Annotated in this window: 20 protein-coding genes; 15 read left to right on the top strand and 5 right to left on the bottom strand. The window is 61.6% G+C overall.

All coding sequences use genetic code 11. The annotated features are described in order from the left end of the window. Positions 1-443: 443 nt before the first annotated feature. From DNK49_RS16435 to DNK49_RS16420, 4 genes are all read left to right on the top strand, one after another. Positions 444-2,606: a TonB-dependent receptor gene (locus tag DNK49_RS16435; RefSeq protein ID WP_165843352.1), complete on the top strand. Its 2,163-nt coding sequence runs from the start codon at positions 444-446 to the stop codon at positions 2,604-2,606. 51 nt (positions 2,607-2,657) lie between these two features. Next, a complete protein-coding gene (locus DNK49_RS16430; RefSeq protein WP_110526878.1) occupies positions 2,658-3,521 on the top strand; it encodes an ABC transporter substrate-binding protein in 864 nt (287 codons plus the stop codon). Positions 3,522-3,660: 139 nt separating this feature from the next. Further along, entirely contained in the window at positions 3,661-4,077 is a 417-nt protein-coding gene (locus tag DNK49_RS16425; protein ID WP_110526877.1) for a winged helix-turn-helix domain-containing protein, read from the top strand. A 176-nt stretch (positions 4,078-4,253) separates the two neighbouring features. Further along, positions 4,254-5,105, top strand: a complete 852-nt coding sequence (locus DNK49_RS16420) for a sulfite exporter TauE/SafE family protein (protein ID WP_110526875.1) — start codon at positions 4,254-4,256, stop codon at positions 5,103-5,105. A gap of 40 nt (positions 5,106-5,145) precedes the next feature. On the opposite strand, the gene DNK49_RS16415 is transcribed toward DNK49_RS16420, so the two are convergent. Together DNK49_RS16415 and DNK49_RS16410 are read right to left on the bottom strand one after the other, a co-directional pair. Further along, positions 5,146-6,066, bottom strand: coding sequence for an ABC transporter ATP-binding protein (locus tag DNK49_RS16415; protein WP_207807011.1), 921 nt, complete (start codon positions 6,064-6,066; stop codon positions 5,146-5,148). Positions 6,067-6,127: 61 nt separating this feature from the next. Beyond that, positions 6,128-6,556, bottom strand: coding sequence for a TOBE domain-containing protein (locus DNK49_RS16410; protein WP_110526871.1), 429 nt, complete (start codon positions 6,554-6,556; stop codon positions 6,128-6,130). Positions 6,557-6,750: 194 nt separating this feature from the next. On the opposite strand from DNK49_RS16410, the gene DNK49_RS16405 reads away from it, so the two are divergent. The 5 genes from DNK49_RS16405 (at position 6,751) to modD (ending at position 11,093) form a co-directional block, all read left to right on the top strand. Then, on the top strand, positions 6,751-7,563 hold the full coding sequence (locus DNK49_RS16405; protein ID WP_110526869.1) for a TOBE domain-containing protein: 813 nt from the start codon (positions 6,751-6,753) through the stop codon (positions 7,561-7,563). A gap of 44 nt (positions 7,564-7,607) precedes the next feature. After that, a complete protein-coding gene (gene modA, locus DNK49_RS16400) occupies positions 7,608-8,366 on the top strand; it encodes a molybdate ABC transporter substrate-binding protein (protein WP_110526868.1) in 759 nt (252 codons plus the stop codon). A 22-nt stretch (positions 8,367-8,388) separates the two neighbouring features. After that, complete coding sequence (gene modB / locus DNK49_RS16395; RefSeq protein WP_110526866.1) at positions 8,389-9,072, top strand: molybdate ABC transporter permease subunit; 684 nt, start codon at positions 8,389-8,391, stop codon at positions 9,070-9,072. A gap of 66 nt (positions 9,073-9,138) precedes the next feature. Then, the gene (modC, locus tag DNK49_RS16390) at positions 9,139-10,233 is read left to right on the top strand and encodes a molybdenum ABC transporter ATP-binding protein (protein ID WP_110526948.1); all 1,095 of its coding nucleotides are present in this window, start codon (positions 9,139-9,141) and stop codon (positions 10,231-10,233) included. A gap of 8 nt (positions 10,234-10,241) precedes the next feature. Next, a complete protein-coding gene (gene modD, locus DNK49_RS16385; RefSeq protein WP_243632403.1) occupies positions 10,242-11,093 on the top strand; it encodes a ModD protein in 852 nt (283 codons plus the stop codon). An 11-nt stretch (positions 11,094-11,104) separates the two neighbouring features. On the opposite strand, the gene DNK49_RS16380 is transcribed toward modD, so the two are convergent. Further along, positions 11,105-11,437, bottom strand: coding sequence for a YnfA family protein (locus DNK49_RS16380; protein ID WP_110526862.1), 333 nt, complete (start codon positions 11,435-11,437; stop codon positions 11,105-11,107). A gap of 182 nt (positions 11,438-11,619) precedes the next feature. Here DNK49_RS16380 and DNK49_RS16375 point away from each other — a divergent pair, with 182 nt between their 5' ends. Continuing rightward, complete coding sequence (locus DNK49_RS16375) at positions 11,620-12,009, top strand: VOC family protein (protein ID WP_110526860.1); 390 nt, start codon at positions 11,620-11,622, stop codon at positions 12,007-12,009. A gap of 79 nt (positions 12,010-12,088) precedes the next feature. Next, a complete protein-coding gene (locus tag DNK49_RS16370) occupies positions 12,089-12,355 on the top strand; it encodes a hypothetical protein (protein ID WP_110526858.1) in 267 nt (88 codons plus the stop codon). A gap of 13 nt (positions 12,356-12,368) precedes the next feature. Here DNK49_RS16370 and DNK49_RS16365 read toward each other — a convergent pair whose 3' ends face one another. Together DNK49_RS16365 and DNK49_RS16360 are read right to left on the bottom strand one after the other, a co-directional pair. After that, a complete protein-coding gene (locus DNK49_RS16365) occupies positions 12,369-13,235 on the bottom strand; it encodes a universal stress protein (RefSeq protein WP_110526856.1) in 867 nt (288 codons plus the stop codon). Positions 13,236-13,245: 10 nt separating this feature from the next. Beyond that, entirely contained in the window at positions 13,246-14,721 is a 1,476-nt protein-coding gene (locus DNK49_RS16360; RefSeq protein ID WP_110526855.1) for a SulP family inorganic anion transporter, read from the bottom strand. Between the two features lie 411 nt (positions 14,722-15,132). Here DNK49_RS16360 and queF point away from each other — a divergent pair, with 411 nt between their 5' ends. The 4 genes from queF (at position 15,133) to DNK49_RS16340 (ending at position 17,691) form a co-directional block, all read left to right on the top strand. Continuing rightward, positions 15,133-15,981 carry an NADPH-dependent 7-cyano-7-deazaguanine reductase QueF gene (queF, locus tag DNK49_RS16355; protein WP_110526853.1) on the top strand — a complete coding sequence of 283 codons (849 nt, stop codon included), beginning with the start codon at positions 15,133-15,135 and terminating at the stop codon, positions 15,979-15,981. A gap of 175 nt (positions 15,982-16,156) precedes the next feature. Then, complete coding sequence (locus DNK49_RS16350) at positions 16,157-17,026, top strand: urease accessory protein UreD (RefSeq protein WP_110526851.1); 870 nt, start codon at positions 16,157-16,159, stop codon at positions 17,024-17,026. 40 nt (positions 17,027-17,066) lie between these two features. Further along, positions 17,067-17,369 (top strand): urease subunit gamma, encoded by a 303-nt coding sequence (gene ureA, locus DNK49_RS16345; RefSeq protein WP_110526850.1) that lies wholly within the window; start codon positions 17,067-17,069, stop codon positions 17,367-17,369. Between the two features lie 22 nt (positions 17,370-17,391). Further along, complete coding sequence (locus DNK49_RS16340; protein WP_133255113.1) at positions 17,392-17,691, top strand: hypothetical protein; 300 nt, start codon at positions 17,392-17,394, stop codon at positions 17,689-17,691. The last annotated feature ends 10 nt before the right edge of the window (positions 17,692-17,701 follow it).

The raw sequence follows: 17,701 nt of genomic DNA, 5'->3' as shown, positions 1-17,701 counted from the left end.
TTGAAGTCTCTCTCTGACGGCGCAGGCATGTCACGGATGAAACATTTTATATGTAGTGATGTAAACAATAAAACAAAGAGCCGGTCGTGGGGTGGCGTGGGTCATGCCAGTCGGCAAGGGTGTGAAGTTCAGTGCGCTCATGTGTACTTTTCATTGAGTCCGCCACGCATGTGGCAGATCTCCCTGCAGCGGGGTCGGGCTGAGACGGGGCAGTGATGCGGTATTCGTTCAAGTAGTTCTGTATTTTATGTAGGTATATATATTGCGTTCAGTTTTCCCGGCTTCGCTCAATTCAGTGCGGGGCGGATTTCGTTGCATGGGTCGGGCAAGTGAAGCGCGGCCGGTGCATCAAACAGGGAGAAGAACAGATGAGGTTCGATTGCGGCGATCAGTCGTCTTCTTTGGCGGCTGGCGTGTGCCGGCAGCTTGCCGTGGCGTCCTGCATGATTGTTGCGGGTCATGCCCAGGCACAGCAGACGCTACCGGCCGTCACCGTGACGGCCGAACACATGGGGCAATGGTTTGCCCCTGTGGCCAATACGCCGTCCACGACCTACGCGGTGGGTGAAGATGGCATTGACCTGTTTGGTGGCAAGGGGGCGACCAACCCCTACAGCATGGTGTCCGAACTGCCCGGAGTGCAAATGCAGACCATCGATGCCTGGGGCTTGGTTAATCAGCAAGGTGGCAACAAGGGTTTGCGTGTGCGGGGCGAAATTGCTTCACATGGCGCCAATGGGACGGTCGAAGGTCTCCCTTTGAACGGCCCGGGCGCGGGGCCCGGCTACCTGTTCCTGCTGGATGCAGAGAACATTGCTAGCGTATCGCTGGCGCAAGGGCCGATCGCACCGGATCGGTTCAGTCTTTATGACACCGTGGGACAACTGGATACTCGCATCCTGTGGCCACGTGCGCAGCCTGGTGGTTCGGTATCGCTCGCTACCGGAGATCACGGTTTTCGCAGGGTGTTTGGTCGAGTCGACAGTGGGCAGTTGGCGTCCGACACGGCGTTCTTCCTGTCCGCATCGGCTACCTCGGCCAATAAATGGCGGGGTGGCGGTGAGTCGCCACGTCGGCGGGAAACATTTGCCGCCGGCCTCAGCCAGGCTTTGGGTGCGCTCGACGTGAAGATGTTTCTTGGTCACAACGAGATGAGCGCCGACAACTACAAGGGTTTGACCTATGCCCAGTCCAAGGACGAATCCCTGTTCGACAAGGTCGATTACGACCGTGTGCCTACTGGAACCACTGGCGCTCAGCTTGCCAACTGGCAGGGCTACAATCAGCAAGCGTTCGAGACGACAGCCCTTCTTGCTGAAATCAGTTACGCCTTCAGCAAGGACAGTCGCTTGGTGGTCAAGCCCTTCTACGCAAAAGAGAAAGGCGAATACTTGTATGCCAGCGGAAACTTCGTGCGTAAGTGGTTGATCGATCACAGTACCTACGGGGTGACCACAGAGTTGCACACCGAACTGGCGCAGGCAAAGCTGGCATTCGGTTATGGCTGGGTCTCCATGGAGCCGCCGGGGCCGCCCACATGCTGGAAGCACTATACGCCTGACGCCAATGGCGGACTGAACTTCCACAGCTGGAACATGCTGGCCGAGGTCACGCGGCGGCACGATCTGCACAATGTCTTTGTCGTTGCCGAGCGCACTTTCGGACCCACCCTGGTCAAGGGAGGGCTGCGTTATGTGAAGGACATCCTGCCATCGATCGACTATTACAATCCGGCAGGTGTTGGCGATGTCGGATTCAATGCGGCCATTGACCAGTCCTCCGGGGTGGTTGCAGCGCGTAGCGTGCGTAGCAGCAGTATCGAAGCGTTGGCGCCCTATCTGGGCGTTCATCATGCGTTGGGAAGCGGTGTCGATCTTCGTGCCGCGCTTGGGCGCAACATCGGTACACCTGCGTTCGATGCCTTCCAGTCTCCGCCGATTGCGGGTCTGTCCAAACAGCAGATCTGGGACGACAACGAACTGGAACTGGCTGATACGCTGGACCTGGGGGCACGCATCCGCTTTGCGGGCGGCTATGTCGAGCCGGTTCTGTACTACACCCGCTATGACAACAAAGGGGTGTCGGTATATGACGCCTCCTACAACGCGAGCTACAACCAGAACATCGGCAAGGCCACGCAATACGGACTGCAACTGTCTGCAGGATGGGCGGCGGCGCGAGGGGTGAACCTGTTTGGCTCGTTCAGCTGGCAGCGTTCGCGCTTTGACGAGGACCTTCGTACCGCAGCAGCGACGGTCCGGCGGACCAAAGGCAGGCAGCTGCCGGATGTGCCGTTGATCATGGCCAGCCTGGGCGCGGCCTGGCAGCTCGGATCCGTCACGGTGGCGCCGGTAGTTCATCACATGGGTAGGCGCTACGCCAATGTCGAGCATACCGAGACGATGTCGGCCTATACCGTCACCAATCTGGATGTCAGCCACCGGATGCAGACTGGATGGGGTGCGTTGCGCACCAGCATCGCGGTCATCAACCTCTTTGATGTGCGCTACATCGGCTACAACAACGCGAACGAAACCAGTAATGGCAGCGCTTTCTATCCGGGAGCGCCGCGCACCTTGATGGCCAAGGTCACCCTTGATTTCTGAATCCAAGAGGCTGGATGACATGGTGGTCCAGCCTGATCCAGGAGCATGACAATGAGCACGGTTGTAAACGTAGGATGGACATGTGGCTTGCGAATTGTGGTCAGCATGTTGCTGGTGGCTGTCGCCAGTGTCGTCCAGGCTGGAACGGTGAAAGTGGCGGTGGTTGGCGGTATTCAACTGAGCGGTGTGTGGGATGCGCTGCGTCCTCGGCTGGAGGCGGCGACGGGTGTTCGCATCACTTTGGCCGCGGCCGCGAACAAGGCCGGCATCTTGCCGGTGTTTGTGCGTGGTGATGCGGATCTGTTGTTGATCCACGGTGGCGCGGAAACCTTCGCCCTGCAGGCGCGGGGTGTGGGGGGGCGGATGTCGGTCTGGGCGTATAACGAGCACGCGATCGTCGGCCCTGCGGAAGATCCTGCTGGTGTGCATGGCTCCGGCGATGCGGCGACGGCTTTCAGGCGCATTGCTGCAGTCCGGGCCCCCTTCATTGCCTTTCGTGACCCAGGCAGCCACGAGATCGTGCAGCGAGTGTGGAAACAGGCCGGAATTACACCGACTCCCGAGTGGGTCCGTCTCGATGTCTCGGAGCGGTCGCACGACATCCTCGAACTTGCCGCAAAACAGCGAGCCTATGTGGTTGTCGGTGCGATACCGGTCTCCTTTGGCAGGATGCAGGGGGATGGGATGGCGCTACTGCTGCGCGGTGACCCAGCCATGCGCCGTGCCTATGTTGCACTAGAGCCGGGTGAAGCCCATCCGGCCAAGGCAGATGTGCGTGATGACGTCCGCAAGGTGGTCGACTATCTGGTGTCGTCAGCGGGGCAGGCTGCATTGGCCGAGGCAGACCGCCAGGCGGGTGGGCCGTGGTTGTATGGTCGAGACGTTGCGGGGGTATCGTTTCCCGGAGGGTATTAAGGGGGTGAGGCGGATGGCGTCCGAGTCTTCCCGGATGACAACATGATGCGCGTGTCTTGAGTCTTGCGTGCCCAAGGTCTTGACCCTGGGCAATGTGACATGCACAGTCAGGCTCCCTCTTTCTTGTTTTGCCAGACTCATGTCCGAAAATGCTGCTCCCGGCGCCGCCTGTCCCGCCGATGACGTTCGTATTGGTGCCCGAGTACGCATCATTCTTGGGGATGAGGTGGCAATTGGGCCGGGCAAGGCAGACGTGCTTGAAAGCATTCGGGAGACGGGTTCGATTGCCGCGGCGGGCCGTCGCCTGGGCATGAGCTATAAGCGAGTATGGCTGTTGGTTGACTCGATGAATCGTTGTTTCACGCTACCGCTGGTTGAGGCCAACAAAGGGGGCTCGCGAGGTGGGGGTGCCCGGCTCAGTGTGCTTGGTGAGGAGGTGCTGAGTCGTTATCGGCGGATGCAGGCTTTGGCCGAGGCGGCGATTGCGGGAGAGGTGGCGGCGCTGCATGCCTGGTTGGAAGCGCGCAATGTCGAGACCCCAGCCGATCGCGGGTGACGTTCGCATCTGCTCAAATTTCGTTGGAAAGGTCGGTGGTGCATCGCTGAGTCGGTGCGTGCGGTCTGCAGACTTGGTGCAGTGGACTCCTGTCGGTTGGCATTCGATATGTCTTAGTTGACATATCGAATGCGTTTTCGATATGCTGTGTACGTCCTATCGAAGGCCGTAAAGACATGTCACCGATTACGCTCACTCCTTCTACGTCGCTGCCGCTTCATGGAGACGACATCTGCTGCCGCCGCCACCTCCGGACAGGTCTTGGTTGGGGGGCGGCAATTGGTACGCTTGGTGGGCTGGTTGGTTTGGGGGGCGCCGAGTTCCGCTTACCCGTGTTGTTGCAGTTCTTTCGTCTCACGCCGCTGCTGGCGGTCATGGTCAATCTGCGGGTGAGTCTGGTAACGGTCTCTGCCGCGCTGATATTCAGATTGGTAACGCAAGGAAGCTCAGGTGTTGGCAGTCATTTGATGGTCGCCATGCCCGTGCTGCTTGGGGCGCTGCTCGGCGCTTGGCTGGGTGCGGGGTTGGCGAGCAAACTTGACGCCCGACATTTGCGTCATGCAATTGCGGTATTGTTGGCAGGTCTTGCGCTGGTGATGCTTTTTCACGACAGCCTGCTCGGCAACGGGCGACTCGCATTGTCGGGGATGGATGGTGCGGTGGCTGGCCTCCTGGCAGGTGTCGGTATTGGCGTGGTCAGCAGCTTGCTGGGTGTGGCCGGCGGGGAATTGATCATTCCAGCCCTGGTCCTGCTTTACGGGCTCGACATCAAGATGGCGGGGACAGTGAGTCTGGCGATCAGTTTGCCGACCCTGCTCGTGGGGCTTGCACGCTATCGTCGCCGTGACCTGGGCGTGAGGGTGCCGAATGGACTGTTTCGGGGGTTGGCGCTGGGGTCCATATGTGGCGCCGCATTGGGTGCGGCGCTGCTGGGGGCGATTTCTCCCCCCGCCATTCATGCCTTGCTTGGCGTAATTCTGATGATTTCGGCTGTGAAGTTGTTATGGATGGCGCGCAAGGCGGGCTGAAGCGGGATGATGTCCGCTCCACGCGTCTGCCTGTGGGCGTTCAGCTGAGGCCGTCGGGGGTTGCAGGGGGTGCATGGAGTGTGACACGACTGCCCGGAAGCAAGGCCTTGCCCGGCTGCCGGGTACCGATGATGTGATAGATCGCGCTGCCGTCCTGTTGTGGCGTGGCGCGAAGGATGAATCCCTCTACGTCGCAACTTGGTGCTGGAGACCTGAGCTGTGCGCTGACAATCGTTTCGGGATTGCCGTCGGCGACGATACGCCCATGTTCCAGCACGATCGCCCGCTTGGCCAGACGGCGGGCTTCGGCCGGGTCGTGAGTAACCAGCAAGGTGGTTGTCGGGTGCGACTGCTGCATGGACAGCAAGGCATCCTGGAGTTCGGCGCGCATGCGATTGTCGAGTGCCGACAGGGGTTCGTCCAGTAGCAGGACATCCGGTTCGGCGGCCAGTGCGCGAGCCAGGGCGAGTCGTTGCTGTTGTCCGCCGGAAAGTTGTCCGGGGCGTTGCCCGGCCAGTGCTTGCAGGCCGACACGTTCCAGCAAGGCAAGGGCGTGGCTGCGTGACCTGCCCCGGCGCTGGGCAAAGCACACATTACCTAGCGCGCTCATGTTCGGAAACAGTGCGTAATCCTGAAAGACCATACCTGCGCGGCGGTCGCGAGGGGGGCGTGACACACCCTGGGTTTTGTCGAACCAGTCCTTGCCAAAGGCGGTGATGCGGCCGTCGTCAGGTGCTGTCAGCCCGGCGATCATGCGCAGCAAGGTGGTCTTGCCGGTGCCTGACGGTCCCAGTATCGCGACGGTTTCGCCGCGTTCGATCTTAAGGTCGATATCCAGCAATACGGGACCCGTTGCGCAGTTCAGTGTTTTGCGTAAATGCAGGTCCAGCAATGTCGTCGTGGCGCCTGGCATTGGGGTGAAACGGTGTCGAAGAAAGGTGAGCGGTCCTGGCAGGGGCATGAGGTCTTGGGCGTGTTGCAGTTGATGCGCTGATACAGCATGCCCCGTGCCTGAAAGTGAATCAGGCGGGTACGCCGAGGATCACATTCGAAGCCTTGATCACCGCTGTGGCACTGGTGCCAGGTTTCAAGCCCAGCTCGGCGACGGCTTCCTTGGTGACGACCGAGTAGATCTCGGCGCCGCCGGCCAGGGTGAGCGTGACTTCGGCATTGACCGCGCCCATCTCGACGGTCTTGACCGTGCCGGTCAGGCAATTGCGCGCAGACAGGCGGATGTCGGCGTGCTCGGTCATCAGCATGACCCATGGCGCCTTGATCAGGGCCGTCACCGCCTTGCCGGGAGCCAGTTCAAGGCTGTGCGCACTGTCCATGGTGACGATCGCAGTCAGCTGGTCGCCACCGCCAAGCGCAACCTTGACTTCGGCATTGACCGCGCCTTCCTGAAGGCTGGCGACGGTGCCATTGAATACATTGCGAGCACTGACTTTCATGGCGTTCTCCTGAGAATTCAGCTTTGCAGCAAATTTAACGCGTTGTATCGTTAACTACATAAATTGTCGGAGTCATGACTTTGTCCGGCAGGGCTGACTCTATAGACTGTGGTTGGATTCCTGCAACCATAGGAAAAGCCGGTTTGGCATGATTCTGGCTTTATGTAAATTCAACGATATAAATAAGGTGCAGCATGAGTGCTACCCGTTTCCTCGCCCGCATGTCGTTCGAGACTGATGTCGGCACCGCGCTTTCGGATACCCGGATCCGCCTGCTCGAAGAGATCGGTCGCAAGGGGTCGATCAATCAGGCCGCCAAGGCGGTGCCGCTTTCGTACAAGGCAGCGTGGGATGCGATCGACACCATGAACAACCTGGCACCCGAACCGCTGGTGGTCAGGGTGACGGGCGGGCGCCAGGGCGGCGGTACCCAACTCACCGAGTACGGACAGAAGATGGTGGCGATGTACCGCGCACTGGAGATCGAATACCAGGCCGCGCTCGACCGCCTGTCCGAGCGGCTGGACCAGACCGGTGGTTGCGACATTCGCGGCTTCCAGCAACTGATGCAGCGGATGAGCATGAAGACCAGTGCCCGTAACCAGTTCTCCGGCCCGATCACCGGCCTGCGTGATGGCGGTGTCGACTATGAGGTCCGGATCCGGCTCGATGCCGCCACCGAGATCGTTGCCATCATCACCAAGGCGAGTGCCGAGAACCTTGGGCTGACTATCGGCAAGGACGTGTTCGCGCTGGTGAAGTCTTCGTCGGTGATGTTATCGATGGACCGCAGCATGAAGCTCACTGCCCGAAACCAGTTGTGGGGAGAGGTGGCGGTGATTCATGAGGGGCCGGTCAACAACGAGGTCACGCTGGCGCTGCCGTCGGGGCGCAGCGTGACCTGCGTGGTGACGGGGGACAGTTGCAGGGCGCTGGGTATCGAACCCGGTGTTCAGGCTTGTGCGTTCTTCAAGTCATCCAGCGTGATTCTGGCAGTCACCGGCTGAACGCGCCGTTTCAGCCAAATTACTAACGTCTCAGGAGTCGAGTCATGAAGTTGTCCGTCAGAACGTTATTGAAGTGCTCCTTGTCCCTGCTTTGCGGTGCCAATGCGGTGTCCGCGGCGGAGGTACAGGTTGCGGTTGCTGCCAACTTTACCGCGCCGATGCAGGCGATTGCCGCAGCGTTTGAGGAGGATACCGGGCACAAGGCAGTTGTTGCCTTTGGCGCGACGGGCAAGTTTTATGCTCAGATCAAGCACGGTGCGCCGTTCGAGGTGTTTCTTGCCGCGGACGACAAAACGCCTGCCAAGCTGGAGGCGGAGGGTGATGTCGTACCGGGAACACGCTTTACCTATGCGATCGGTACCTTGGTGCTGTGGTCCGCGAAGGCATCCTATGTGGATGCCAAAGGCGAAGTGCTGAAGTCCGGCGACTTCAGGCATCTGTCGCTTGCAAATCCCAAGACAGCGCCCTACGGCGCTGCAGCCATGGCCGTGCTCGACAAGTTGGGTGTTACCTCATCCCTACAGGGGCGCATGGTGCAGGGCGAGAACATTACCCAGGCGCATCAGTTTATTGCGACCGGCAATGCCGAGCTTGGTTTTGTTGCGCTGTCTCAGGTCTACAAGGATGGCAAGCTCACCAGTGGATCTGGCTGGATCGTGCCTGCTGATTTTCATGATCCGATCCGTCAGGATGCGGTGATCCTGACCAAAGGCAAGAACAACCCGGCAGCGGCGGCGCTGGTGGCCTATCTGAAGGAAGCCCGGGCTGCCACCATCATCCGGGCATATGGCTACGAACTTTAGTCGTCGGGCATAGGAGCGGAGCATGGGGCCTCTTGATCATGTCGACCTGGCGGCAATCTGGCTGACGCTGAAACTGGCCAGCGTGACAACGGTGTTGCTGCTGCTGATCGGTACGCCAATCGCCTGGTGGCTGGCTCGTACCCGGTCGCGACTGAAAGGGCCGATTGGTGCGGTGGTGGCCCTGCCCCTGGTGTTGCCGCCGACTGTCCTCGGGTTCTACCTGCTTGTCGCGATGGGGCCGAACGGCTTTGTGGGGCAGATGACTCAGAGCATGGGGCTGGGAACCCTGCCGTTCACGTTCGCCGGTCTGGTGGTCGCGTCGGTGTTCTATTCGATGCCTTTTGTCGTTCAGCCCTTGCAGAACGCCTTTGAAGCGATCGGTAATCGTCCGATGGAGGCGGCTGCAACCCTGCGTGCGGGCCCGTGGGATACATTCTTCAATGTGGTACTGCCACTGTCCAAACCCGGTTTCGTAACCGCAGGCATCCTCGGGTTTGCCCATACCGTGGGAGAGTTCGGTGTCGTATTGATGATCGGCGGCAACATCCCGGAGAAAACCCGGGTGGTGTCGGTACAGATCTACGATCATGTCGAAGCGATGGAATATACCCAGGCCCACTGGCTGTCTGGTGGCATGCTGCTGTTCTCGTTTCTGGTGCTGCTGGCGCTCTATAGCAGCCGGTTGAAGCAGAACTGGCGGGGGTGAGACGTGATCGGCGAAGCGGAGATCCTTCTGGAAATGAGCGAGTGCGCACGGACGGGTGTGGTGACGATGAATAGAGCGCAAGAAAAGGGCATCCATGCCCGTTTTCAGGTGCGCTATCCTGGGTTTGCCCTGGATGTTGACCTGCATTTGCCCGGACGTGGTGTGACGGCCTTGTTTGGCCATTCTGGCTCCGGAAAGACAACCTGCCTGCGCTGTGTGGCAGGCCTGGAGCAAGCTGGCATCGGTTTGCTGGAGGTCAATGGTGAATGCTGGCAGGACAGCGCAGCGGGGGTTTTCGTACCGACGCACAAGCGCCCGCTCGGTTATGTCTTTCAGGAGGCCAGCCTGTTCCCCCATCTGTCGGTACGGCGCAACCTCGAGTTCGGCATGAAACGGGTCGCGTCCTCAACACGCAAGGTGTCCTGGGGGCAGGCGGTGGACTTGCTTGGCATCGGTCATCTACTCGAGCGCATGCCCGACAACCTGTCCGGCGGCGAGCGCCAGCGTGTCGGTATGGCGCGGGCCCTGCTCACCAGCCCCCGACTGCTGTTGATGGACGAGCCGCTGGCTGCTCTCGATCTCAAGCGCAAGCAGGAGATCCTGCCCTATCTCGAGCGTCTGCACGACGAACTCGACATTCCGGTGCTCTACGTCAGCCATTCGCCCGACGAGGTCGCGCGTCTGGCTGATCATGTGGTGTTGCTTGATCAAGGTCGTGTGGTCGCCCAGGGCGGGCTGGTGGAAACGCTTGCGCGCCTCGACCTGCCAACGGCTTTCACCGAGGATGCCGGCGTCGTGGTGGAAGCGGTTGTGGGGGATCACGACGACCAGTACCACCTGACTCGTCTCGATTTCGAGGGGGGGAGTGTGCTGGTGGCGCGGCGTCCGGAGGCGTTCGGCCAGCGCCTGCGCTTCCGGGTGCATGCCCGTGATGTCAGTCTTGCGCGCGTGCCTGCCGAACGCAGCAGTATTACCAACGTGCTGAGCGCGGTCGTCATGGAAGTGGTGGATGCCGACACCCCAGCCCATGTGCTGGTCCGGCTCGATGCAAGCGGAACACCTTTGCTGGCAAGGATTACACGGCGCTCTGCCGATCAGCTGGCGGTCAGTACGGGTGAACGCTTGTGGGCACAGATCAAGACGGTGGCGTTGCTCGGTTGATTCGCAGCGTGCTGCCTCAAGGGATGGTCATGTATTGCTGTCTATCCGAGTCCGAACTGGCGTCGCTATTGCGGGACGACGTACCCGCAGGCGATCTGACGACCGAGTCCTTGTCCATTGGCGCCGCCGAGGGGACGATGCGTTTTCATGCCCGCATGCCGATGATGGTGTGCGGTACCGAGGAGGCGGTTGCCTTGTTGTGTCTGGCGGGTGCTGATGCGGTGGTGGTGACGCCGTCGGGCGTTGCAGTGGAGCCGGGTGTGCAGTTGCTGGAGGCATCGGGGCCTGCAGATGCATTGCTGCGAGGCTGGAAGGTGGCACAAACCCTGATGGAGTGGGCGAGCGGCATCGCCAGTAGTGCGGCAGCGATTGTGGCCGCCGCGGCGCCGGTTGCGGTTGCCTGCACCCGAAAGAACGTACCGGGCACCAAGGCGATGTCGGTCAAGGCAGTCAAGGCAGGCGGGGCGATCATGCACCGCCTGGGGCTGTCCGAAACGCTACTGTTGTTCGCCGAGCATCGCCTGTTTGTCGATGAAGCACCGGCGCAGGTGGTTGCCCGCCTGCACCGCGTCCAGCCCGAACGTAAACTCACCGTCGAGGTGGCTACGGTGGAGGAGGCCCTGGTCTGGGCCCGCGCAGGTGCCGATGTGCTGCAACTGGAGAAGTTCACGCCGGAGCAGGTCGCAGCCTGTCGCGCAGGTGTTGGCGCTGAAAGGCTGAGTCCTGTTCTGGTGGCCGCCGGTGGCATCCGTGCCGATAATGCTGCCGCTTATGTCGTGGCAGGTGCCGATCTGCTGGCGACCTCTGCGCCGTATGCCGCCCCGCCGCGTGATGTGCAGGTGCGTTTCAAGCGTAATTGAAGGTGTGACGCTCAGCCTGCCCGTGGCTGCAGCGCAATCACTGCCATTCCCAGCAAGGCGATGCCGGCACCCGCGATGTCCCAGCGTGTGAGTGTGATGCCGTCGACAAAGCGCAGCCACAGCAGGGCGACGGCGATGTACATGCCACCATAGGCGGCGTAGGTTCGCCCCGCCGCAGTCGGGTGCAGGGTCAATAGCCAGGCGAACAAGGCCAGTGAGACCGCTGCAGGCAGCAGCAACCAGACGGGTTTGTCCTGCTTCAGCACCAGCCATGGCAGATAGCAGCCCACGATCTCGGCGAGGGCGGTCAGGGCGAACAGGGTCGAGAGGCGGAGGAGTTCCATGGCAGGTGGCTGAGGCAGGAGACGATTCGCTGATGATAGCGGTTGTGCACTGCAGCGTCCGAGCATGCTTGCAGTGACCATGACTCGATTGGCCGGTTTCGCCCCTCGGGCGATGTCGTCATCCATGACAGGCATGTGCCGGGTGGACTATGCTGCGTACTCGAACATCATCGGGAGCGGCCATGAACTTCGGATACACCATTCTCTACGTCGAAGATGTGCCCCGAACGCTGTCCTTTTACGAGGCGGCGTTCGGCCTCAAGCGCCGGTTCCTGCACGAGAGTGGAGACTTTGGCGAGCTTGATACCGGCGCCACGGCCCTGGCCTTCTCCTCACGGCGCTTGATGCGCGAACTGGGCAAGCATCCATCGAAGGCGGCGGTGGATGCCCCTTGTTTCGAGATTGCGTTCACCACCCCTGATGTTGCCGCGGCAGTGGCCCTTGCCGTCGCGGCAGGTGCGGTCCTGGTACAGGCGCCCGAAGACATGCCCTGGGGGCAGACGGTGGCCTATGTGGCGGATCCTGACGGCTTTCTGGTCGAGCTATGTACGCCGGTGTCGCCGCAGGCGTGAGTGCGTGTTGCCTTTGTGCAGGGATGTGGGTGCGCACGACATGCCAGACTTTACTGCGCGTTGCTGACTGGAGGCCGTCATGCTCAAGTTCGTGCTGATCACGGTTCCGGTGTTGCTGGGCCTGATGTGGATTGCCACCCATTTGCCCCGGCTCGGGATCGTCCTCGGTGGCGTGTTGCTGCTTTCGCCGGTGTGGCTCTTCCTGCTTGGGGTCGCGGACCCGTCACACTTCCGCTCTGACGGGTCGGCGGCCGGCCTGGTGTTCGGCTTGATCCTGATGGGCATCATGGCGTTTCTGATGTTCATGGGCGTGACGCTGATCCGGACCGCGAGGGAGCACCTGTGAGCAGGCTTGCACGTTAACGTAGCAGCAAGGTTGGGATTGTTGCAGAGCGCAGCACGCCGTTGGTCTTGCTGCCGAACAGCAGGCTGCGTAGCGGCGAATGCGCATAGGCCCCCATCAACAGCATGTCGACGTCGCGTTTCCTGATCTCGCGCGCGATGATCGCTTCCGGGTCGCCGGGAATGATGTCGGCGACGACGTCGAAGCCCGCCGAAGCCAACGTGCTCCGGGCCCATTCGACCTGCTTCGGGCCATCGGCGGCGGCCTTGCCTGACATCAGCACATGCACCGGCAGGCCTTTGAACAAGGGGCTGTCGGCAATCATGTCGACGCCCTTGCGGGTGACTGCGCTACCGTCAAAGGCCAGCATGACACGGCGAGGTTCGGTGAAACCTTCGGTCACGGCCAGGATGGGTTTGCGTACTGCGCGCACCACAGATTCCACGTTGCGTCCGAGCTCGCGTTGCGTCGTCTCGGCCGATGCGCCGCGGCGGCCGAGGACGAACAGGCGGACGTCCGTTTCCTGTTCAGCCAGGGTTTCGTCGAGTGTGCCGTGACGCTGACGCATGTCGGCGCTCGGGGCGCCTGAGGCGAGTGCGCGTTCGCGCAGGCGATTCAGGAAGAGCCGGCCCTGCTCGCGCTGGCTGCGTGCCAGTGCAGCGTCCTTTTCGCTGAGCGTGTTCAGCAGGTGCGCCTGCGCGTTGACGCCAATCGCGCCACTATGATCTTCACCGGAGCCCTGCTCCAGATGGCGGTCGATCACATGCAGGAACTCCAGCGGCGCCTCCATGCGGCGTGACGCCCAGGTGGCGTAGTCGGCGACGGTATCGGCGAAATGGGACTGGTCCACGCAGGCCAGCACCTTGCGGTCTTGTTGGTTCATGCTGCGCTCCTCAATGACCGGTCAGAAGGTCGGCACCGCCGTCCTTGTCATGCACGGCGAACTTGTCGACCAGCGTTGCGCTTGCCTCGTTGAGGCCGATGACATCCACGTCCGTGCCTTCACGACGGAACTTCACCACGACCTTGTCCAGCGCGCTGACTGCGGTGATGTCCCAGAAATGGGCGCGCGACACGTCGATGACAACCTTGTCGATCACTTCCTTGAAGTCGAAACTGGCAACGAAGCGATCCGCCGAGGCGAAGAAAACCTGGCCGGTCACGCTATAGCGGCGCTGGCGACCTTCGTCTTCTGCACTGGAGCGGACGCCGAGGAGGCGGCCCACCTTGTGGGCGAAGAAGAAGCCGGACGCCAACACCCCGACCAGCACGCCCTGAGCCAAGTCATGGGTGGCGACGGTGACTGCCACGGTTGCGACCATGACGATGCTGGAGCTTGGTGGGTGCTCGCGCAAGTTGCGGATCGAGGCCCAGTTGAAGGTACCGATCGACACCATGATCATGACCGCGACCAGTGCTGCCATTGGAATGCGTGCCACCCAGTCGCCGAGCAGCATCAGCAGGGCAAGCAGAAACAGGCCTGCCGACAGTGTCGACAAGCGGCCGCGACCGCCCGACTTCACGTTGATGACCGACTGGCCGATCATCGCGCAACCAGCCATGCCGCCAATGAAGCCGCTGGCGATGTTGGCCACGCCCTGGCCCATGCACTCGCGGTTCTTGTCGCTGCTGGTGTCGGTCAGGTCGTCGACAATGGTGGCCGTCATCAGCGATTCGAGCAGGCCAACGACCATCAATGTCAGTGAGTAGGGAAGGATGATCGCCAGTGTTTCGAAGTTCAGCGGGACGTCGGGCAGCAGGAAGATCGGCAGACTGTCCGGCAGCTCACCCATGTCGCCGACGGTGCGGATGTCCAGATCCAGCACGATGGCGACGGCGGTCAGCACCACGATGGTGACCAGTGGTGAGGGAACCGCTTTTGTGACATGGGGAAACAGGTAGATGATGCCCAGGCCGGCGGCGGTCATTGCATAAACATGCCAGGTGACGTTGATCAGTTCAGGCAACTGAGCCATGAAGATCAGGATGGCCAGCGCATTGACGAAGCCGGTCACCACCGAACGCGAAACGAAGCGCATCAAGGTGCCAAGCTGGATCCAGCCGGCAATGATCTGCAGGATGCCGGTCAGTATGGTGGCCGCCAGCAGGTACTGCAGACCGTGGTCTTTTACCAGCGTCACCATGACCAGGGCCATGGCCCCGGTGGCGGCGGAGATCATGCCCGGTCGGCCGCCAGCGAAGGCGATGACCACCGCGATGCAGAAGGAGGCATACAGCCCGACCTTGGGGTCGACACCCGCGATGATGGAGAAGGCAATTGCTTCTGGAATCAATGCCAGCGCGACAACCAGGCCGGCGAGCAGATCGTTGCGGACGTTGGAGAACCAGTCCTGTTTCAAGGATTTCATTGTCGTTTGGGTCCTTCTTGTGCTGCGCTTGTGACGCAGGTGCTGGGAGTCAGTGAGACCGGACGCGCGTGGATGCCGCCGCGTGACGGGCGCGGTGCATGGGTCAGAAACGGGCGGGTGGCACCAGGTCTGGTGCGAACGGTCGTGTGCAGCCTCGTGCGAGTCGACGGCAGGGGCTTGAGCGTGCTCAGGTCAGGAAGACTCGCAAGAAGAGGAAAGGCTTACACGGGCAGGGCTCCGACGAAGGTCGAATTGGATATGCCCGATTGTAACAAGAGTTGTTGCGGTGCAGCAAGTTTGCTGGCCGAGACGGCGGGCAGCACCCGGTGGCACCCTGGCATTCCTTCGCTGCTTGCACCAGGCACAGGGAGGGAGTGCTGCGTCTGCCGACAAACGCCTACAATTCCGCCCATGAACGACACCGAATTTTCCCCTCTTCATGGCGCCGAGGCCTCTCCGCTGGGCAAGCCGGTAGCCTATCGTGATACTTATGCGCCGGAGCTGTTGTTTCCGATCGAGCGCCAACTCAAGCGCGACGAGATCGGCGTACGTGCGGATGCGCTGCCCTTTGTCGGCGAAGATCTATGGAACGCCTACGAATTGTCCTGGCTCAATCCGCGCGGCAAGCCGGTGGTGGCGTTGGCGCGCTTCCGGGTGCCGGCCGACAGCCCGCGGCTGATCGAGTCGAAATCGCTCAAGCTTTACTTGAATGCCTTCAATCAAAGCCGCTTTGCGGATGCGGCTCAGGTGCAGGACATCATTGCCCGCGACTTGTCGGCGGCGGCGGGGAGGCCGGTTGGCGTCGAGGTGCTGCCGCTGGCGGACCGGCCACAGCGTCGCATTGCCTATCCGCAAGGTATTTGTCTGGATGAACTCGACATCGCCATCGATCGCTACCAGCCTGCCCCCGAACTGTTGTCGGCGGGCGGCCCTGTCGTCAGCGAAACGCTGTACTCGCACCTGCTGAAGTCCAACTGCCTGGTCACTGGCCAGCCCGACTGGGGCATGGTGGTCGTGCGTTACACCGGAGCGGCGATTGATCGTGAAGGGCTGCTGCGCTACATCGTCTCCTTTCGCGAGCACAATGAGTTTCATGAGCAATGCGTCGAACGGGTGTTCTGCGATCTGCTCGCGCGCTGCCAGCCCGCCGAGCTTGCGGTGTGGGCGCGCTACACCCGGCGTGGGGGGCTGGACATCAATCCGTGTCGTGCCACGCCGGGTGCGGCGCTGGCGGATGAAGCTGACGAAGTTCGACAGTAGTGTGCCTGGTGGGGCGCTGAAGCGCCATGCTGATGCACCTTATTGGTGCGAGCTTTCACCGTGTTTGCTGACGGAAGCCTGGCGAGCCTGTGCCTCTGCGTGATGTAGTCTAGAAAAAACAAGGCCTTGAGCTTGGTTTTTCAGAGCTGGAACGAGGATTGCTAAACCGATTCCGATGAATGCCGTGACCCTGTCCGAAACCCGCCCATTGTCCGAAGCCGTGCCGCCACGTGGATGGCGTGCCGACTTGCGTCTTGCCTATGGGCGGCGTGGCGAACGCACCGCGTTGATCGAGCGGAGCCATGTTGGCCCGCTGGTGGTGCAACGACCCCTCTACCCGGAAGGCGAGGCGGTCTGTCACACCATTCTGGTGCATCCACCCGCAGGGATTGCAGGTGGGGATCAGTTGAGCGTCTCCGTGCGGGTCGATGCTGGTGCGCACGCCTTGCTGACGACGCCGGGCGCTGGCAAGTGGTATCGCAGCGCCGGACCGCGCGGCAGCTTGAGCCAGCGCATTGAGATTGCAGCTGGGGCTGTCTGCGAATGGCTGCCGCAGGAGAGCATCGTCTATGACGGCGCAGTGGGTGACCTGAGCACCGAAGTCGAGCTGCAGGGTGATGCCTGCTTTATCGGTAGCGAGATGCTGTGTTTTGGCCGGACCGGTTCCGGAGAGCGTTTCACCCGTGGCGAACTGTCGATGCGCACCAGGTTGGTGCGTGATGGGCGTCCCTTGTGGCTGGAACGTGGCCGGGTAGGGGGCGGTGCGGCTTTGCTCGATTCGCCGGTTGGGCTGCAGGGTGAGCCGGTGTGCGGCAGCCTGCTGGTGGCGTCGCCCAAGGTCGATGTCGCCCTGCTGGAGGCCTGGCGCGAGATCGTGCCTGAAGTCGGTAGTGGTGGCGTCACGCTATTGCCTGGCCTGCTGGTGGCGCGTTATCTGGGGCCAGGCTGTGAGCCTGGCCGGGCATGGTTTGCGCGGCTGTGGGCCGCGGTGCGACCGGCAATGACTGGGCGCGAAATGCAGATCCCGCGTATCTGGAATACCTGAACAAGCATGTTGACGGCGCGACTGCGCCGCGGAGAGAGTCATGGAACTGAGCCCACGCGAGAAGGACAAGCTGCTGATCTTTACCGCCGGTCTGCTGGCCGAGCGGCGTCGTGCGCGCGGCCTGAAGCTGAACTACCCCGAAGCGGTGGCCTTCATTACCTGCGCGATCCTGGAAGGTGCCCGAGATGGCCGGACGGTTGCCGAGCTGATGAGCTACGGTGCCACCTTGCTGACGCGGGACGACGTCATGGACGGCGTGGCCGAAATGATTCCGGAAATCCAGGTCGAGGCGACCTTTCCGGATGGCACCAAGCTGGTCACGGTACACCATCCCATCGTCTGAACGCCTTCGAGGTCCGATGTCGATGAGCGAAGCCGAACTCGAAACCGCGCGCCTGCTGGCCCGCTTCAAACTGCAGGTCAGGCGCAGCCTGGATCGAAGCATCAATCTGGCTGAGCTGCAGGCAGGCCCGGCCGAAGCCGCTGCGGTGCTGGACGAGATTGAGGCGCTGGCCGGGGACGAAGCCTTGCTGACCCTGGTGGCCTGCCTGCGCGAGCGTCTGCTCGTCCGGTCGGCGCCAGCGATCGAGGTGCCTGACGCGCCCCGGCCGATGAACGAGCGGACGATGATACGCGATTACCGCTTTGGCGCCCGTGGCGGCTGACGAAGCGACA

This window comes from Parazoarcus communis SWub3 = DSM 12120 (assembly GCF_003226565.1).
Taxonomy (GTDB): Bacteria; Pseudomonadota; Gammaproteobacteria; order Burkholderiales; family Rhodocyclaceae; genus Parazoarcus; species Parazoarcus communis.
The sequence above is the reverse complement of the archived record's forward strand: the minus strand, read 5'-3'. Positions and strand labels throughout refer to the sequence as shown.

Excerpts from the sequence above, each read along its gene's own strand:
- DNK49_RS16435 (WP_165843352.1), top strand. The coding sequence starts at position 444 with ATGATTGTTGCGGGTCATGCCCAGGCACAGCAGACGCTACCGGCCGTC.
- DNK49_RS16430 (WP_110526878.1), top strand. The coding sequence starts at position 2,658 with ATGAGCACGGTTGTAAACGTAGGATGGACATGTGGCTTGCGAATTGTG.
- DNK49_RS16425 (WP_110526877.1), top strand. The coding sequence starts at position 3,661 with ATGTCCGAAAATGCTGCTCCCGGCGCCGCCTGTCCCGCCGATGACGTT.
- DNK49_RS16420 (WP_110526875.1), top strand. The coding sequence starts at position 4,254 with ATGTCACCGATTACGCTCACTCCTTCTACGTCGCTGCCGCTTCATGGA.
- DNK49_RS16415 (WP_207807011.1), bottom strand. The coding sequence starts at position 6,066 with ATGCCCCTGCCAGGACCGCTCACCTTTCTTCGACACCGTTTCACCCCA.
- DNK49_RS16410 (WP_110526871.1), bottom strand. The coding sequence starts at position 6,556 with ATGAAAGTCAGTGCTCGCAATGTATTCAATGGCACCGTCGCCAGCCTT.
- DNK49_RS16405 (WP_110526869.1), top strand. The coding sequence starts at position 6,751 with ATGAGTGCTACCCGTTTCCTCGCCCGCATGTCGTTCGAGACTGATGTC.
- modA (WP_110526868.1), top strand. The coding sequence starts at position 7,608 with ATGAAGTTGTCCGTCAGAACGTTATTGAAGTGCTCCTTGTCCCTGCTT.
- modB (WP_110526866.1), top strand. The coding sequence starts at position 8,389 with ATGGGGCCTCTTGATCATGTCGACCTGGCGGCAATCTGGCTGACGCTG.
- modC (WP_110526948.1), top strand. The coding sequence starts at position 9,139 with ATGAATAGAGCGCAAGAAAAGGGCATCCATGCCCGTTTTCAGGTGCGC.
- DNK49_RS16380 (WP_110526862.1), bottom strand. The coding sequence starts at position 11,437 with ATGGAACTCCTCCGCCTCTCGACCCTGTTCGCCCTGACCGCCCTCGCC.
- DNK49_RS16375 (WP_110526860.1), top strand. The coding sequence starts at position 11,620 with ATGAACTTCGGATACACCATTCTCTACGTCGAAGATGTGCCCCGAACG.
- DNK49_RS16370 (WP_110526858.1), top strand. The coding sequence starts at position 12,089 with ATGCTCAAGTTCGTGCTGATCACGGTTCCGGTGTTGCTGGGCCTGATG.
- DNK49_RS16365 (WP_110526856.1), bottom strand. The coding sequence starts at position 13,235 with ATGAACCAACAAGACCGCAAGGTGCTGGCCTGCGTGGACCAGTCCCAT.
- DNK49_RS16360 (WP_110526855.1), bottom strand. The coding sequence starts at position 14,721 with ATGAAATCCTTGAAACAGGACTGGTTCTCCAACGTCCGCAACGATCTG.
- queF (WP_110526853.1), top strand. The coding sequence starts at position 15,133 with ATGAACGACACCGAATTTTCCCCTCTTCATGGCGCCGAGGCCTCTCCG.
- DNK49_RS16350 (WP_110526851.1), top strand. The coding sequence starts at position 16,157 with ATGAATGCCGTGACCCTGTCCGAAACCCGCCCATTGTCCGAAGCCGTG.
- ureA (WP_110526850.1), top strand. The coding sequence starts at position 17,067 with ATGGAACTGAGCCCACGCGAGAAGGACAAGCTGCTGATCTTTACCGCC.
- DNK49_RS16340 (WP_133255113.1), top strand. The coding sequence starts at position 17,392 with ATGAGCGAAGCCGAACTCGAAACCGCGCGCCTGCTGGCCCGCTTCAAA.